The 16,706-nt window shown below is 41.2% G+C and carries 14 protein-coding genes; 2 read left to right on the plus strand and 12 right to left on the minus strand.

Annotated elements, in window-relative coordinates; translation table 11 throughout:
• Positions 1–153: 153 nt before the first annotated feature.
• Positions 154–2,418: an NACHT domain-containing protein gene (locus ACFE93_RS10045; protein WP_375473154.1), complete on the minus strand. Its 2,265-nt coding sequence runs from the start codon at positions 2,416–2,418 to the stop codon at positions 154–156.
• A gap of 162 nt (positions 2,419–2,580) precedes the next feature.
• On the opposite strand from ACFE93_RS10045, the gene ACFE93_RS10050 reads away from it, so the two are divergent.
• On the plus strand, positions 2,581–2,778 hold the full coding sequence (locus tag ACFE93_RS10050; protein ID WP_375473155.1) for a hypothetical protein: 198 nt from the start codon (positions 2,581–2,583) through the stop codon (positions 2,776–2,778).
• 355 nt (positions 2,779–3,133) lie between these two features.
• Positions 3,134–6,160: an exonuclease subunit SbcC gene (gene sbcC, locus ACFE93_RS10055; RefSeq protein WP_375473156.1), complete on the plus strand. Its 3,027-nt coding sequence runs from the start codon at positions 3,134–3,136 to the stop codon at positions 6,158–6,160.
• A 25-nt stretch (positions 6,161–6,185) separates the two neighbouring features.
• Here the strand turns inward: sbcC and ACFE93_RS10060 are convergent, their stop codons facing one another.
• The 11 genes from ACFE93_RS10060 to ACFE93_RS10110 form a co-directional block, all read right to left on the minus strand.
• A complete protein-coding gene (locus ACFE93_RS10060) occupies positions 6,186–7,607 on the minus strand; it encodes a peptidoglycan-binding protein (RefSeq protein WP_375473157.1) in 1,422 nt (473 codons plus the stop codon).
• 244 nt (positions 7,608–7,851) lie between these two features.
• Entirely contained in the window at positions 7,852–8,361 is a 510-nt protein-coding gene (locus tag ACFE93_RS10065) for an SH3 domain-containing protein (RefSeq protein WP_375473158.1), read from the minus strand.
• Between the two features lie 282 nt (positions 8,362–8,643).
• Positions 8,644–10,155 (minus strand): AAA family ATPase, encoded by a 1,512-nt coding sequence (locus ACFE93_RS10070; protein WP_334852993.1) that lies wholly within the window; start codon positions 10,153–10,155, stop codon positions 8,644–8,646.
• 183 nt (positions 10,156–10,338) lie between these two features.
• The gene (locus ACFE93_RS10075; RefSeq protein WP_375473159.1) at positions 10,339–12,081 is read right to left on the minus strand and encodes an AAA family ATPase; all 1,743 of its coding nucleotides are present in this window, start codon (positions 12,079–12,081) and stop codon (positions 10,339–10,341) included.
• A 188-nt stretch (positions 12,082–12,269) separates the two neighbouring features.
• On the minus strand, positions 12,270–12,797 hold the full coding sequence (locus ACFE93_RS10080; RefSeq protein ID WP_375473160.1) for a DUF177 domain-containing protein: 528 nt from the start codon (positions 12,795–12,797) through the stop codon (positions 12,270–12,272).
• A 182-nt stretch (positions 12,798–12,979) separates the two neighbouring features.
• Positions 12,980–13,510, minus strand: a complete 531-nt coding sequence (locus tag ACFE93_RS10085; RefSeq protein ID WP_375473161.1) for a protein jag — start codon at positions 13,508–13,510, stop codon at positions 12,980–12,982.
• Positions 13,507–14,658 (minus strand): membrane protein insertase YidC, encoded by a 1,152-nt coding sequence (gene yidC / locus ACFE93_RS10090; RefSeq protein ID WP_375473162.1) that lies wholly within the window; start codon positions 14,656–14,658, stop codon positions 13,507–13,509. The genes ACFE93_RS10085 and yidC overlap by 4 nt, the downstream gene beginning before the upstream one ends.
• Positions 14,659–14,813: 155 nt before the next feature.
• The gene (locus ACFE93_RS10095) at positions 14,814–15,206 is read right to left on the minus strand and encodes a PH domain-containing protein (RefSeq protein ID WP_375473163.1); all 393 of its coding nucleotides are present in this window, start codon (positions 15,204–15,206) and stop codon (positions 14,814–14,816) included.
• The gene (rnpA, locus tag ACFE93_RS10100; protein WP_375473164.1) at positions 15,193–15,615 is read right to left on the minus strand and encodes a ribonuclease P protein component; all 423 of its coding nucleotides are present in this window, start codon (positions 15,613–15,615) and stop codon (positions 15,193–15,195) included. The genes ACFE93_RS10095 and rnpA overlap by 14 nt, the downstream gene beginning before the upstream one ends.
• 28 nt (positions 15,616–15,643) lie before the next feature.
• Positions 15,644–15,778: a 50S ribosomal protein L34 gene (rpmH, locus tag ACFE93_RS10105; RefSeq protein WP_334918028.1), complete on the minus strand. Its 135-nt coding sequence runs from the start codon at positions 15,776–15,778 to the stop codon at positions 15,644–15,646.
• Positions 15,779–15,890: 112 nt separating this feature from the next.
• A complete protein-coding gene (locus tag ACFE93_RS10110; protein WP_375473165.1) occupies positions 15,891–16,403 on the minus strand; it encodes a DUF2808 domain-containing protein in 513 nt (170 codons plus the stop codon).
• Positions 16,404–16,706 lie beyond the last annotated feature (303 nt).

Here is a 16,706-nt window from a genome sequence, read left to right on the forward strand (position 1 = left end):
GTTTTATTATTTATGTCCACATATCTTCAGTCATCGAATAGAAGCGAATAGGCTGACTGCGAACTCTATACTTTCATTATAGATTTATTTGCTAGAAATTGGAAAATATTTTTGCTTTCTTAACGAATGATTTAGTATTTGCTATGTGTGTATTTAAGATTGCTGCTGACGCTGTTTAATCTCTGCGATCGGTAATAACAAAGTATCTTCTATGTGCTGTCGCACTTCACGGCTGACATAACAATCGCTATTTAGGAAAGATATCAGTAACAAATTAGCATTGTGGTACTGGTTTAGTAACTCCTTCTGCCGTTCGCTAAACTGCCAATCATGACCAACATTACGATGTTTAATTATTACTGCTCTCAATTCCTCTCTCCAAGCTTGCATATTATCTAACCACCATTTCTGAGATTTTTTCCAGTCTTTTCCGTCTGGTAGTTGCTCTTGAAGTTGTTGCAGTGAATACTTGAGTTCTGAGTTAAGGGTTCTGGAGAGAAGTTGAGAGAGATTGAGATCGAGAGAGAGGTTGACTGGTCGACATAGCTCAAAGTCGAGGTCAAGGTCGAAGTTGAGAGGAAGGGAGACTTCGAGAGTTCGGGAGAGGGAAACAACTCGGGAAAAGGAGAAGGCTCGAAAGAAGGAGAGGGAAAAGTAAAAAGCTCTAACTGTTGCTAGTTTGTAGGAAACCTCAACGGAAATAGATTTCTCTCTTACCCATATAAGAAACTGTTGCAACTTTTGCTCATCAGCCAGACTCGCATCAATTTTCTTTTTTATACACAGCAATAATCGATCTGCACTTGGTGACATTCCAACAGCTAGCAAAAAGACTTCTCGCCAACGTTTCTCGGTCATGTGGCTAACAAGATTTTGCAGCGCCTCTTCTGATGATTGTCTGACAACCACAAATTCTCTAGCAGTGAAATACTCGTGAAATGTAAGGTGACAAAAAGAGTAAATACCTTTTGCCCTGGCTACAACAAGTCCATGATGATGCTCAATTGAATGCAAAACTTGTTCGCTATCAAATTGCAATGCTTCCTCATCAGTATTAGCACCGGGTAAATTGCGGATGTATTCTGTAATGTATTGTTCTGCTATTTTTTGTTTAAAGAAATAGTCACCTAACTCAAAGGTAGCCAGAGCAATTTTACTGAGTAAATCTTCTTTACGTTGGACTGACAGCTTTTTGTAAACTTGATCGCGCTGAATTCCCCGCTTTGCATCCCATTTTTTTAATAGCGTATCTATTCCTTCTTTGTATAGCTCAGAACGATTTGCTGGAAAATCTCCTGACTCTTCAAATGCTAAACATAACAGTGTTAGTAGGAGCGGACTTATAGCGAGTTCTTGAATTCGGTTATTGTCTTTGAGGAGTTTAATAAAAGTCTCTGATTTTATAGCTTTATTCTTAAACCAATTCTTTGCAAAATTAGCAATTTGCTCATCGTCAAAATCAGCAACTTCAACCTCCGTGAACTTTTCAAAGGTATACTCACGTGCTGCAATCCGGCAAGTCATTACAAAGTGATTGTTTGGGAAACGGTCAGAAAACTCACGAATTTCCTTTAATATACGGCTGTTATCTTCTTCTCTAACCTCATCCAAGCCATCGAGTAAAAGTAATACTTTACCGTGAGTTATCACATTTTGAATAGACGCGATAAATTGCGTCTCAAAAATGTTACTTGTTGCAGAAACGTGATTTAGGGCATTTTCACTGATGTATTCCAATAATCCAGGTTGATTTAGGGCTTCAGCGAAGTCTTTGAGTGTGATAAAAATTGGCACGCAATTACCCTGAAATTCACCTTCAATACACTGAATTGCCAAATACTTCAAAAACGTAGTTTTACCTGCCCCTGGCTTACCCAAAATCATCAACTTAGGATATTTTTCTACTGCCTCTAGTCCTAGTACTCGTTTTTGAGTAATTCTGCCCAGTCCAAAGCGGTCAAAATCTTCGCTAGTATACTGTTGCAATAATTCATCAATTCCTAGCCGTTGTCGCCCAGTGATTTTTTCCAGGATATTAACGTTGGTGTAAATGTCATTCAACCCAATGGGCTGAGTCATATCTAGCACTCGCATTGTGCCGCAGCGTTCTTGAATGAGGGGTTTCATTTTTTCGCGTACTGCTTGCACGATCGCATCAATATCAATGCTGTTATCTTGATTAATCTCTGGTTCACTGGCTGGTTCAGCAACTATTTCTTCCCACTCTAAATCTAGCCTGTCGCAAATCTGGACAAAGAGATTGCGGTCAACAGGTTTACCTGTAAAAAACTTTCCGATCGGCTGGCGAGTTACTTTTAACTCTTTAGCTAATGCCTTTTGAGTTAAGGAATAACGAATTAAAGCTCTTTTTGCTTTTTGGATACCTTCTGGAGAACAGGAAAGCGATCGCCCGGACATAAGCTAACCACTACACTTTTGCTGATTCTAACTGCCAAATTGGCAATTCAAGCTCATCGCATACACAAGTCACTCATATCACAAACCTGTATTTAAGCCTAGAACAAACACTCACCTGTCAAAGTATGGATGTAGTGATTCAAACAATTTGGGAGGGAGTCAATGTTATCCAAGAAGTTTCCTTCAAGAGATGAAGTGCTGGCCGTTGTAACACTGATTATGGTAACTGGTTCTCTCACTCTCGCAGTTATCGATGAGAAGAGTCGCCCTCCATTTCTAGATTTAACCAAATTTGCTGTCGGTACATATATTGGATTGTTGATACCTCGGTCAAGGTTAAATGATAGCGATCGCAACTAGCCAATGACAAATTCTCTCTTGGCGACTATCACAATCCTAAATAATTCCTAAGAGAGAAGATCCCTGACAAGCTTTAAGAAGTCAGGGATCTATAACTTTTAATTCTCACAAATCAAATAAGAATGTTTTCTTCTCGCTCAACAGAAAAAAATAACAAAAGCCTCCAGATAAGTTTCATTTTTCTCCGAAGACAGTAAAACTTTTTTATGCAACAAAAAAAATTCACTCAGATAATTGTAAATTTTTGTAAAATTGATGTCTTCAAGACTAGAAACCTGATATCTGGATAGCTAAACTAACAAACAGTGCATCTGTACTGTTAATAATTAAAAGTAGATGTGGCGCTATAGCCTGAATGATCCCAGTACAACTTATCCTCAAAAACTTTCTCAGTTACCGTGATGCAACTTTAGATTTTGGCGGTTTGCATACGGCTTGTATTTGTGGTTCCAATGGTGCGGGTAAATCTTCTCTTTTAGAAGCAATCACTTGGGCAATTTGGGGTGAAAGCCGCGCCACTGCTGAAGATGATGTCATCTATTCTGGTGCGAAAGAAGTTCGGGTTGATTTTACTTTCAAAAGTAACCAGCAAAAATATCGGGTGATTCGTACCCGAATTCGGGGAGGTACTAGTGTCCTCGAATTTCAAATAGAAATACCATCTGGGTTTCGCTCACTCACTTGCAAAGGGGTAAGAGCAACACAGGATTTGATTTTAGAACACATCAAGCTTGATTACGATACATTTATTAATTCTGCCTACTTACGTCAAGGTCGTGCAGATGAATTCATGCTCAAGCGTCCCACGGAACGCAAAGAAATTTTAGCGGAGTTGTTGAAACTCAATCAGTATGATGACTTGGAAGAACGAGCAAAGGAATCTTCTCGTCAGTTCAAAGCCCAAGCACTAGAGTTAGAGCGTTCTTTGGAGTCGATAAAAATTCAGCTGCAACAACGCGAGATCACCCAAGCGCAAAGAGTGGAATTGGAAGCCGAACTCAACCAACTGCAACAGGTACAAGCTTTTGATAATATTCAATTACAAAGTTTGCAAGTTATCCAGCACCAGCGCCAAAATTGGGAACAACAACTTAATTTTATAAAGCAGCAATACCAAAATCTTACACAAGATTGCGATCGCCTCCAACAAGAACAATCAGCTATTGGCTCTCAGCTATCAGATTTAGAAAAAATATTACACCAAGAAGCTGAAATTAAAGCTGGATACGCCCAATATCAAAGTCTACAATCTCAAGAAGAAGCTTTTGCTGTCAAATTTGAAGAGTACACCCGCGCTGGGCAGAATCGCCAACAAAAGCAACAACAGCTTACCAAACAAATTCACGAAATCGAACGGCAACTGCAACAAGCCCAAGCGCAGCTAGAAGCTTTGCAGCAACAAGAGCGAGACATTCAGCAAACTCTCACTAAGTCGGGTGAAGTAGAAGCCGCTTTATCACAACTAGCCGCAGCTCGTCACCATGTTGCTCGTTTAGATCAACTGCAAATGCAAGTTACTCCCTTGTTGCAACAACGAGCAACTTTACAAAGCCAACTCGATCGCACTCATGCTGGTTTAGTAGCGCGACTTGAACAACTCCAAAGTACTGAAAACCAATTGCAACGCCAGCACAGTCGCCAACCGCAACTGCAACAAGCGGTGATGGATGTGGCAATTCAGATTGAGGAACTGGAGAAAAAGCGAGTTTATCTGCAACGAGTCCAAGAAAAAGGGCAAGAAAGGCGACACTTTATCGAACGTCTGCAAGCTCATCAACGAGACTATGAAAAACTGCTGGGAGAATTAGAGCAAAAATTGCAAATGCTGCAAAATCCTGAAGCACTTTGTCCATTATGTGAGCGTCCTTTAGACGAACATCATTGGAGTCGGGTAGTGGAAAAAACTCAAATTGAGTTAGAGGATACTCAAGGACAGTTTTGGGTAGTGCGAGAACAATTGGCTGTGTCTGACAAAGAAATTCAGACACTCAGGCAGGAATATCGCGACATATCCCAACAATTGGCGGGCTACGATGGTTTACGCGAACAGCGGGGACAGTTAGCAGCACAGTTAGAAGCGACAACTGATGTGCAACAACAGTTACAACAAATTGCTGCTGAAAAACAGCATTTAGAGCGATCGCTCCAAGCTGGTGATTACGCTCCCGATAAACAAGTCGAGCTCCAGCAGCTAGAGCAATACTTGCAACAAGTTAATTATAATGAACAAGACCACGCCCTCGCCCGGAGTGAAGTTGAACGGTGGCGATGGGCAGAAATTAAACAAGGGCAAATTAAAGATGCAACTAAGCGACAAGCGCAACTATTAGCCCGAAAACCAGAACTTCAAGCTAGTATTGCCCAATTACAAGCCAGAATCCAGCAAGATCAGATTGATTCTGAATGTGCTAAACAAATCGCGGCTCTTGAGCGTCACATTACTGAAATTGGCTACAGTTCTGAGCAGCACAACAATCTGCGTATGGCTGCAAAGAAAGCTCAATCTTGGCATTTGCGGTATCAACAACTGCTATCAGCCCAGCAACAGTATCCCCAACTCCAGACGAGGTTGCAAGAGTTAGAGGAGTCCAGAAGCGCCAGAGTAACGGAGCGCCAAAAACTCGGCGGACAAATCGAAAGCATTATTCAGCAACTACAAGCAACAGCTAACCCATCTGCCCAAATTCAAACTTTAGAGCAGCAGTTAGCAATCCGCAGACGGCAACTCGATGAGCAAATAGCCAAGTTAGGGCGTTTAGAACAGCTGGCGCATCAACTGGAAACGCTGCAAATTCAGTATGAAGAACAGCAGCAGCAATTACAATCTTGTAAGCAAGAATATCGTGTTTACCAGGAATTAGCGCAAGCCTTTGGTAAAAATGGTATCCAAGCATTGATGATTGAGAATGTGTTGCCGCAACTGGAAGCCGAGACAAATCAACTACTTTCGCGGCTGAGTGGTAATCAGTTTCATGTACAATTTATTACACAAAAAGCTGGGCGCAGTGCTAAATCAACCAAGAAAAATGCCAAGCTGATAGACACCTTAGATATTTTAATCGCCGATTCTAGAGGAACACGAGCTTACGAAACTTACTCAGGTGGAGAAGCCTTTAGAATTAACTTTGCCATCCGTTTGGCTTTGGCAAAACTATTAGCACAACGGGCGGGGGCGGCGTTGCAATTGTTGATTGTGGATGAAGGTTTTGGTACACAGGATGCCGAAGGATGCGATCGCTTGATTGCTGCGATTAATGCGATCGCCTCCGATTTCGCCTGCATCCTCACCGTTACCCACATGCCCCACCTCAAAGAAGCTTTCCAAGCTAGGATTGAAGTGAATAAAACTCAAGAAGGTTCGCAGTTAAGCTTGTCAATTTAATTACGAATTACGAATTACGAATTAGTTAATTGTATTTTACCCGTGCATCAAGACCTAACGAGCGGAGCTTTTTCGTCAGCGTTTCTGCTTGGGCGCGATCGCTAAATGCTCCAGCATTCACATAATCCCCTAAATTGGATTGCTCTGTGACAGCATTGGGTATATATTGTTGCACTTTACTCAGAGTATCATTACTGGAAATGGGAATTATTACTCTGTAAGGATTATTAGCAACTAATGTATTGCCATTGGTAACAGGTACTACATAGTCATTGGCAGGAGGTAATGCATAGCGATTAGTGTCAGCTAATACATAATTATTATTTTGAGTATAATTGCCCCCAGTTGAACCATTCAACCCCAATGCTTCCCAAGTTTGCCAATCTACATTTCCAGTAGAATTAATTCGAGAAGATTGCTGGAATGCAATCACAGATTGTCTGGTGTAATTGTTGAAAAGTCCATCAGGATTAGTATTAGAGAAACCCAACTGCACCAAACGCTCTTGAACTAATCTGACATTTTCTCCGCGATCGCCTACAGTTAGATAACTTCTACCTGGTTGTTGAATACCACCTGTGGAGACTCTACGCACTGAGTCCAAAACTTGGACATTAGCAATGCCATCAACAGGTAGTCCATTATTTCGCTGGAATGCAATTACAGCTTCTCTAGTCATTGGGCCAACATTCCCAGTGGCATCAGCATTTAAATAACCTAGCTGCCGCAAACGCACTTGGAGTTCTCTAACTTGTTGAGTGGAAAGACTCGATCTGTTTGAAGTCGGAGAATAACCCATTAGTGCGTTCCAAGTTTGTCGATTCACAATCCCGCTAGCAGTTATGCGATAATTTCGCTGGAATGCAATTACAGCATCTTTAGTAATTCGTCCAAAATTCCCAGTCGGATTAGCATTAAAGTAGCCTAACTGCCGTAGACGCTGTTGTAATCTTGTGACGGCTGCACCAGTTTTGCCTTGAGAAAGAGTAGGATATTGACCAACTGGCGAGCGCGATGCGCCACCGATATTTCTATTAGAACTTCTACTTTGACACGCTCGTTGCAAGGCTCGTTGAGTACTTATACCCACAACTCCATCAGCAGATATTCTATTGGCTTGCTGGAATTTGATCGTAGCGTTTTTAGTCAAGGCAGCAAACTTACCTGTCACCGGGCCATTAAAATAGCCTAACTTTTTTAAACATCTTTGGGTACTGCTAACTTCAGGCCCGTTACTTCCTATTTTCTGAAGTGCTAAAGCTTGTCCAGCAATACTTAGAAGCCCCGTAATCACAGCCACAGACAAAAAACGCATTGCAACGCTGCTAGATAACTTTTTCCAATTTAAAAATTTGAAATTAACTACGATAGGAACAACCTTGATGCTTTCGGATGCCTCGTAGACTGAGGCAAGCTTGATTAAATGGCTAGCTACCCCTGTTTTCACTTGCTTTTTTCAAGTTGATGACTAGAAAAAAGTATACCACTTACCTGTGTAATAATTACTTTTCGTATGATTCTTTTTAAGTAAGTATCCTGGGGAGTGGGGAGCAGAGAGTGGGGAGATGAGGGAGATGAGGGAGATAGGGGGACAAGGGGACAAGAGGACAAGGGGGTAAACAAAACTCCTAACTCTTAACTCTTAACTCTTAACTCCTAACTCAGCACTCAGCACTCCTAATGCCCCATGCCTATTGTTCATTAACTTTTTCAGTATTACCTGCTTTCACCCAACCTTCTTGTTCGCTACCTTCCAAACGGATCTTTTGCCAAGCTTTATCGTCGCTTTCTGACAAAATAATAATTTTTTGATTAAAACCAACTCCACCAATCTTTTCAGATTCTTGATTTGGTTGCGATCGCAAACTCAAGCCTTCAGCCCAACTAACACGTCCTCGGTAAGCTCCCGCTGGCAATGGTTTTGATGATGGTGTCGCCTTTGGTGATTCTGTGGGAGTAGAGGTTGAGCTTGGAGATGATTGAGCCTGAGTCCCAGGTGTACGAGTAGATTTACCTCCTCCAGGCTCAGTTACTTTTGGAGCTTGGGCTTTCACCGAGGGACTATCGTTGGAAAAAACGGGTTTGGCGGGGGGTACGCCAGTGCGATTCATAAAATAGAGTGCAATTGCAGCACCGCCACCTATTAGCACAGCGATCGCTAAGAAAAACCCCAGTATAAACTTTGTAAAGCCAGACAACATAATTAAAACCTGATTATCAAGAGTCAAGGTGAGCCAGTCATCTGCGTATTTCCCCCATTGAGGAGAGTAGTGTTGAACTGGTTCTCACGGATTACAAGTAAAGAAGTAAGTAACCTATCAGCATAAGAATCAATAGTCCATAATAATTCATCATTAACTATTGACTTTTGACTAACTCATTATTGTAGCTATGCTGAATAGATATCTAGTGAAATTAAATATGCGTTATCGAGATCCCTTGTAGAGACATAGTACTGCTACATCTCTACATTTTTTTGGGGTTCACGTAGTGCGCCGGAGGCGTTCGCTCAAAGGACTGTGTTTGGATGCTAAACGCGCTCTCCCAGCAGCAGCCCATTCTTGGAGTTGCTGAATTTGCTCTACGGCAGTTCGTGCTAAGGGTATAATCTGACTGGCTGCTTCTAAAATGTCATCGGTAGCAAAGTCGCGGTTTTGGCTAAATCCGATATGCATCGCTTCGATTAAAGTTTGCTCAATCTCTGCCCCAGAAAAATCGGGCGTTTCATAAGCTAACCTTTCAATGTCATAACTTTTTAAGTTATGGGGGCGCAATCGGGATAAATGAACATCATAAATTGCTTTTCTCTCTTCTTGGGTGGGCAATCCCACAAAGAAAATTTCATCAAATCGCCCCTTGCGGAGCATTTCCGGCGGTAAGGCTTGAATATCGTTGGCGGTGGCGACAACAAACACGGGTGAGCTTTTTTCAGCTAGCCAGGTAATAAAAGTACCAAACACACGACTGGCTGTTCCTGCATCACCTTTGCTACCAAGTCCGGCAAAGGCTTTATCTATTTCGTCAATCCACAAAATACAGGGAGCAAGGGCTTCAGCTACTTGGATCATTTGGCGAGTGCGAGATTCTGATTCACCCACCAAACCACCAAATAACCTGCCCACATCCAAACGTAGCAAAGGTAAATGCCAGTGATGAGCGATCGCTTTTGCCGTTAATGATTTACCAGTTCCCTGAATACCCACCAACATTAAACCACGAGGGTGCGGTAATCCGTACTGTCGCGCTCTATCAGTAAACGAACCTCCTCGACGAATCAGCCAGTCTTTCAAGTTATCCAGTCCGCCAATATCAGAAATTTGCTCAGTGGCGGGGTAGAAGTCCAAGATTTGGGTTTGGCGGATAGTTTGGCGCTTTTCTTCCAAAACGAGATCCACGTCTTCTGGTTGCAATTCACCGTGAGTAGCGATCGCTTTTGCCAAAACCCGGCGAATCCGTTCCATTGAAAGTCCTTGACAAGAGCGCACCAAATCATCTAAAACTTTTCCAGAAAGGGAGTTACCAGTGCTTTGTAGCAAGCGATCTACCTCAGTTTTAATTTCTGGGGCGGCGGGTAAGGGAAACTCGACGACTGTCAGCACTTCGGTTAAATCGTCAGGAATGGCGATGCGTGGCGACAGTAGGACAATATTTTTTGGTTGTGACTTGAGGAGTCGGGACAGGTTGCGGAGTTTGCGGGCGATCGCTACATCATCTAAAAAGCGATGATAATCTCGTAGAATCAATACCGCAGGTGCGGAAGCTGGTAATTTTTCGATAAATTCTAAAGCTTGCAAGGGGTTACGTCGTCCAAAGCCAACATCATTGGGGTTTCCCTGGTAGCCATCGACAAAATCCCAAGTATATACTGGACGATTACCCTGATTGGTGGCTTCTTCCCGGATAGCTGCTTCTACCCGCTCTTCCTCATAAGTGGGAATATAAATTAAAGGGTAGCGGGCGCGTAGCAGCAGTTTAAACTCTTCACGGAAGTTCATATATAGCTGTGATTATTTGTTCTTCTCTCATTGTTCAGGTTTGTATCACCTCTAACAACTAAAAAACCAACATCTGCCTGTGCATGGCTGTTGGTGGTGCGATCACTCTATGTAAGATATTCCTCAAGGGTGAGCGATCGCTCGGTTGTGGTGATTGGGATTAGATAATCAGTATAAAAATAACTACTTTTTATGTAAAAAATTTCCTAATTCTTCAGCCAGATCAGACAAGAAATCAGGTTTATTCTTAAGTAGCCATTCTGTAAGCTTTTTAGAGTGGTTAGTCTTTCTAAATTCCAATTTATTCTCACATAATTCTTGAAATAAACTTGAAAGTATATTTGCACCATGAATCTTAAATAACCAATTATTATTTGAAACTTCTGTCTTACTTTCTCTATCAAATATAAATCCAATGGCTGGCGGAAATAGAGTTGCTCCCGTTGTGAGTTTTTGATAAATATCAAAAACAAGGTCAGAGCGTTTTCCATCCAAAAGAGCATCAGTGCTATTGACAGATAAAATTTTAATACCCATTAATGTTGTTCTTGCAACTTTCTCCAATATCAGTGGAAAACATATCTCCTCAGTTTGTCCTTCCACCCAGAGAATACTATCAGCACCGAAAACGTCAGATAACCTAACTCCAAGTTCAGCTAAAATTTCGTTTTGTGACTCTATCTCTTTTGGATTTATTACTGATGCAGTTGTTTCACAATCTTGATACTGAAGCTTGATAATAGTAGATGGATTCGCAGATGCGATAATTTCTGGCGAATGAGTAGCAATAAAATATTGGTGCTGCGGAAATTGTTTAATAGTTTCTATAAGTTTTTTAGCTGCACCTGGATGTAAAAAAGATTGTGGTTCATCAATAATCAACGTTCTATGTTCTTCAGAAGAAACTAGAATATACAAAATGGCTAGTACTTGACTAACTCCACTTCCACAGGATGAAAGAGGAAGTGATAAATCATTTCTGTGAAGATTATCTGTATTCCAAACCAGGATTTCAACATTTGTATCATCTCTCATTACAACAGATATCCATTTTATTTCCGGCAAAATATCTGAAACTAATTTATTGAACTGAGCAAACATTCCTGGAATTTTACCCTGTAAGATAAAGAGTACTTCTGCAAGATTAGAAGCGTTTGATTTTAGGTTTATATCAGCTTTGCTCTCACATTTGCAAATCCCAATATTTAGACGTTCAGCCTGAAATCTATAAATACGATTTTGAAATTTATCAAATAATTTATAACCTATGCTTTCTTGAATTTTTCCACTATAATTAACAAAAGGTTCTTGTACAATGCCGTCTTCATCGGAATAAGAAGTAGTCTCTTCAATAACTATCTGGTCGCTATCATCATATTTAATTTTATAAAAAACTTTTTTAAAAGCTTGTTTATATGATTCAAAATTAAGTAACTTTATTAAACTTTTATTTTCCATTTTTAGATTAGGCTGCAAAAATAAACTTGTCAGTATAAAATCAGTATTTTCTAAAAAATCTTTAAATTGTCTAACAGCGTATCTCACAGATTCGTCGATAGCGCTCATATATTGGTCATGATAATCATTTGGCTCATATTCATATTTATCAGCAAAAAAATAATACTTTTCAGTTGCTGCTCTAGGAATTCCAATAATAGATATTTTTATCAAATTTCGCAATTCTTCCTTTTCAATATGCAAAGTAATTTGTATTTTCGATTCTTCTTGTAGACTTGAAAGTTTATTTGGTAAGGTCTTTAAACTTCTGTGAGGATGATTTTCAAAATCTAGCTTTAGTACCTCAAGTAAAGATGTTTTTCCTGCATTATTTCGCCCAACAATAATATTAACACCTGGTGAAAATTCCATTAGGCCAGAATCGAGATATGACTTATAGTTAAATACTTGCAGCTTCTTAATAAACATTTTGTATTATTTGTTGACTAAGTTAATTCTATTATTGGCAATTTAACTTATTTTGCCAAGTAAAACCGAAAAAACCCGGTCTCTTAGAGAAGCCGGGTTTCTATGGAAATGTCATAGATTAGCCTAGTAAACTACTGCATAAGTTGTAAGACTTAAAGTGAACAAGTGATGCACCGTAATGCGTCTTACTATCCTGGAAGTTGTTTTTTCAGTGCTTCCAGAGAAGCCCAACGGTTATCAACTGGAGTTTCAGAACTATCAGAAGTATCAGAACTATCAACAGTACTACTTACAGGAATACCTGGACAATTGCGATCGCACAGTTGGCGTTGAGGTATTGCCAAACACATCTGCTCATATAGCCATTCGTTGGGATAAAAATAACCATCGGGTGGTAAACTTTCCAGCAAATCTTCCATAACCACTTCCCTTTCTAGGGGCAGATCATTTGGCTGATTTGCAGTTTCGTCTAACCAGATGATTTCCTGCGTGTCAAGCCCTAAACGGCGATTGTATTGCTGCAAGCAACGGTTGCAGGTACAAGTAATAATTGTTTCTGCCTTAGCGGATACTTCCAGGTAATTGCCATGATGTTGCACGCGCACATGACCGCGAACTGGTGTTAACGTTTCTAGACCAGGCAGAAATTCTTTAACTCGAACTTCCTCTGTTCGCTCCGATGCTCTAGTTAGCTGCGGAATATAAATTGCGTCCATAGGATTTGTGAGACATCCTCACTAAAATTTATCTCAATTACCAGCAATTATACTGATAGTGAATCTTTATTTTATCCCTTAATAATAAGAGAAATTTTGAAATTATATATGGTTATGAGTTTTCAATTAACTCTAAACTCATAACTCCTAACTCCTAACTCCTAACTCCTAACTCCTAACTCCTAACTCCTAACTCCTTCCAACGAAGCTGGACAGACAACCAGATGACGATGTGGCTCTTTACCGCGACTGAAGGTTTCTAAATCTCCAAATTCCTTCAAGAAGGTATGAACTTGACGCCGTTCAGCAGAACTAAGAGATTTGATTTCCACTTCTCTACCAGAAAAGCGCACTTCATCGGCTGCTGCTTCTGCTAATGCGCGAATTTCGGCTTCTCTTTTGACCCGGTAGCCATTTAACTCAATGGTATAAGAGGCTTGTTCTTCCGGGGGTTGGCTAAGGTTTAAAACCGAATTTGCTAGATACTGAATCGCATCTAACACAGAACCATCAGCACCAATTAATAACTGGATTTGTTCTGATGTCAAATTGGTTTGGTCAATAGTCAACCAATAGTTATCTGGTTCTTCTAGGGAATCGCCGTCTTGAGATTGAGCAGTTTCTAAATGACCCTGAATCTCAGCAGGTATTCCAGTGAGTTCCAGCAGAGTTTTTAACCACTGCTGACCTCGCTGCATCGGAATGTCGCTCATGATCCCCCTGTCGCCTTTTTCTTAGGACTTTTTGGTTCAAACGGTAATGCTTTTTGTTCTGTGACTGCTGCTTGTTTCTCCTGGGTTTCTACAATTTTTTGCAGTTCCTCCGGTAGAGGTTCGCGGGAGAGAAGATAAGTTTGTGCAGTCTGGAAAATATTACCAATCACCATATACATCAGTACCCCAGCTGGTAGGGGGAAGAACAAGAACATCCCAGAAAAGATGACGGGGGTGATTTTGTTAACTGTATCCTGCTGTGGATTGCCACCGCTGGAATTTTGCCCGGAAAGCATTTGGCTAACATAAAGGCTGATTCCAAAGAAGACGATCATGGCAACGATATCCCAATGGATTGTGCCATCTGCATCTTGTGCGCCAACCCTACCTAAAGCATCAATGAATAAAAAGCCTTTTTCTGCTGCTAGTCCAGGAATTGTTCCTTGAATAGTAACTTCTCCCGGTTGCAAGGCTTCTACGTTGCCCTGGGTATCAATTTTTATCCTATCTTCACCTTTGGTAATTTTCCAATCAGGAATCAGCTTATTTTCTGGGTGTTCTGCTAAAAGCACCTGAAATGGTTTACCTGCAACAGTCTGATACTGTATTTTGGTTTGTTCTCCTACCGCTAATTTGTTTCCGCTAGGAATAATAGCAGCTACTTTAACGTGTTCTCCATCTGCAACGTAAATATTTTGCGGAGCAGTGGCAAAGGCTTGCGGTTGAATTTGTTCGATTTGTTCTGCGGGAAGAATTTGCAGGTTAACGCTGTAGTTCGCACTTGCAAAAGGCGAACCCCGCAAAGTGGCAAACAGCGCTAACAAAACTGGCATTTGCACTAGTAATGGAAAACAGCCTGCCAAAGGGTTGCCAAATTCTTTTTGGACATTAACCATTTCCTCCTGCTGCTTTTGCGGTTCATCCTTATAGCGCTCTTTGATTTCTGCCATCCGCTTCTGCATTAGAGGTTGTACAATTCGCATCTTCCGCATGTTGCGAATTGAGCCAGCACTCAGGGGATAGAGCGCGAAGCGGACTATCAGTGTCAAAGCAACGATCGCTAATCCGTAGCTAGGCACAATACCATAGAAAAAGTCTATGATTGGCAGCATCACGTTGTTCGAGAGAAAGCCGATACCAAAATCCATTATTCTGAATTCAACCTGAGGTACTGTAAACTGAATCTAATTTATCTAAATCACGATCTGTCGGCGACTATCTTTCGCTACGGATAGCCGCACATTATAAATGGGGCATTGGGCAATAACCAATAGTTTTTCTTCCCCTGCTCCCCCTGCTCTCATCACTTATTGGCAGTGCCGCTAAATTCGGGATTTTTTGCCGCAATTCTTTCATTGATGTAGTCATAGACTTCCCGAAACTTGGGAATTGCGCGCAATTCGAGACGACTGCCGTTCTTTAGGGTAATCGCCATATCTCCCCAAAAGCCAATGCCACGGGGAACTTTGACGATTTTGACAATTTCTGAGTAAATTATGTCAGTGCGATCGCGCCCCTGCCAACCTCCGGTAACAGTAATTCGGCGATCGGTGATCCGGAAACGCAGCCACAATGCCCTGACAATTGCCCCGACTGTTAATGGTATCCCGACAATGGTTAGCCCAATCAGCAGGTTGACAATTAAATCCCCAATATGGGGGCCACCTTCATAATAAACATCTTCACGAATTCCCATCGAACACCTCAGCTTGTGCCAACAACTGCTCTAATTCTTGCAGAAATTGTGGGCTTACGCACTTAGATTCTGCTGCTGTAGGTTTGACAATGAATACTAGCCGCCATCCTGGTGATAATTTTGGCAGCAGGTTGTGTAAAGCAGCAGTAATTTGCCGTTTGATTCGGTTGCGAACCACTGCCCTTTTGCTGACTTTTGTGCTAATCGAAATGCCAATCCGCGTGCTGGCAAGATGTGCTGAGTCAATTGCTTGTGTAGTCTGGGTGGCAGTGTCCAAAAGAGGTTTTGTTGAACATAAGGGCTTTAAGGCTCTCAATGTTAAATAAGAGCCATGACGCCGAATTCCTTCTCGGAAAACTGCCTGGAAATCCTTTCGGGATTTTAGCCGATTTGCTTTGGGCAAAGCCACAGATGCTCTTTTAGCTTGATGATATGCCCTAAACGCTCAGACGGTGACGTCCTTTTTTTCTTCTAGCCCTAATCACATTTCTGCCGTCTGGTGTCCGCATCCTGGCGCGAAAACCAGAGGTTCTTTTTCTCTTACGATTAGTACCGCCCAGTGTTCTTTTCATATTGTTCTCCCCTTAGATGATTTTTCTAAAAACTCACAATCTCTAATTGTATCACTTTGTTAGGGAATTGCGAATTTGGGATTGGTTCTTCTCCTTGTCCCTTTCCCTACTCTTAAGTAATGCTCACAATCCATGTTCCCATGTAGCGCAGTAGTGGTACATCCCCAGGGGAGAGCACTTGACAGTTAAAATAGTAAACTCCGCCGAAGGATGGGTTTTTGACGTTAGATAGCACTACCTCAACTGCACTACCTGCTGGCACTGGCTCTTCAGGAAAAATATTAATCAGTTTACCTTCTTTGTCCCACTTCACCTCAGAAAGCGGAACTGCTTTTCCTTTGACTCTGACTTCAATTTTTTTCTGGTCAAAAGTTCCTTTGTAATAATCAGGGTAGGTAATGGCAAATTGACCAACTGCCAATTTCATTCTTTTGGCTGGAATCTTTAATATGTATCGATCCCAACCATTAGCTTGTCCACCAAAATCTAACCGGAAGGGTAGCTGATTTTCTTGTTTGACGCCGCTAAAGAGCGTAAATCCAGGTAAGCTTTGCGCCAAAGTTAAGGCTGGTAATCCAGTAACCAAAAAGCTAGTCACGGCTAAAGCAGAAAGTAAACGTCGCATAATTGGGCTTCCTCTACCAAAATATAAATCTGTTATCTAAAATAACTGTGTGTTAGTATTCTTTACTAAACTTTACTACTGGCTTCCTGCCAATGGACGTTTAATTTCCAAAAAAAGTGCCATCTTACCTGATGTTTAGACAACAGCAAAATTACTTAGTATCAACATAAACCTATACTGAACTTACCTCATTACCCTTATGTAGTCCTGATTTGATGCTAAGTTGGTCAAATTTGAACTAGATATAAATACAGCTAGAATTGGATTGTGTTGACAAATATGTATAAGTGTATCTAAACTTGA

The sequence above is a fragment of the uncultured Nostoc sp. genome (assembly GCF_964247315.1).
Taxonomy (GTDB): domain Bacteria; phylum Cyanobacteriota; class Cyanobacteriia; order Cyanobacteriales; family Nostocaceae; genus Nostoc.

Bases quoted from the DNA above. Each gene is read 5' to 3' on its own strand.
- ACFE93_RS10045 (WP_375473154.1), bottom strand. From the start codon at position 2,418: ATGTCCGGGCGATCGCTTTCCTGTTCTCCAGAAGGTATCCAAAAAGCA.
- ACFE93_RS10080 (WP_375473160.1), bottom strand. From the start codon at position 12,797: ATGGACGCAATTTATATTCCGCAGCTAACTAGAGCATCGGAGCGAACA.
- ACFE93_RS10085 (WP_375473161.1), bottom strand. From the start codon at position 13,510: ATGAGCGACATTCCGATGCAGCGAGGTCAGCAGTGGTTAAAAACTCTG.
- ACFE93_RS10070 (WP_334852993.1), bottom strand. From the start codon at position 10,155: ATGAACTTCCGTGAAGAGTTTAAACTGCTGCTACGCGCCCGCTACCCT.
- ACFE93_RS10095 (WP_375473163.1), bottom strand. From the start codon at position 15,206: ATGGGAATTCGTGAAGATGTTTATTATGAAGGTGGCCCCCATATTGGG.
- ACFE93_RS10050 (WP_375473155.1), top strand. From the start codon at position 2,581: ATGTTATCCAAGAAGTTTCCTTCAAGAGATGAAGTGCTGGCCGTTGTA.
- rpmH (WP_334918028.1), bottom strand. From the start codon at position 15,778: ATGAAAAGAACACTGGGCGGTACTAATCGTAAGAGAAAAAGAACCTCT.
- sbcC (WP_375473156.1), top strand. From the start codon at position 3,134: ATGATCCCAGTACAACTTATCCTCAAAAACTTTCTCAGTTACCGTGAT.
- ACFE93_RS10110 (WP_375473165.1), bottom strand. From the start codon at position 16,403: ATGCGACGTTTACTTTCTGCTTTAGCCGTGACTAGCTTTTTGGTTACT.
- ACFE93_RS10065 (WP_375473158.1), bottom strand. From the start codon at position 8,361: ATGTTGTCTGGCTTTACAAAGTTTATACTGGGGTTTTTCTTAGCGATC.
- yidC (WP_375473162.1), bottom strand. From the start codon at position 14,658: ATGGATTTTGGTATCGGCTTTCTCTCGAACAACGTGATGCTGCCAATC.
- ACFE93_RS10075 (WP_375473159.1), bottom strand. From the start codon at position 12,081: ATGTTTATTAAGAAGCTGCAAGTATTTAACTATAAGTCATATCTCGAT.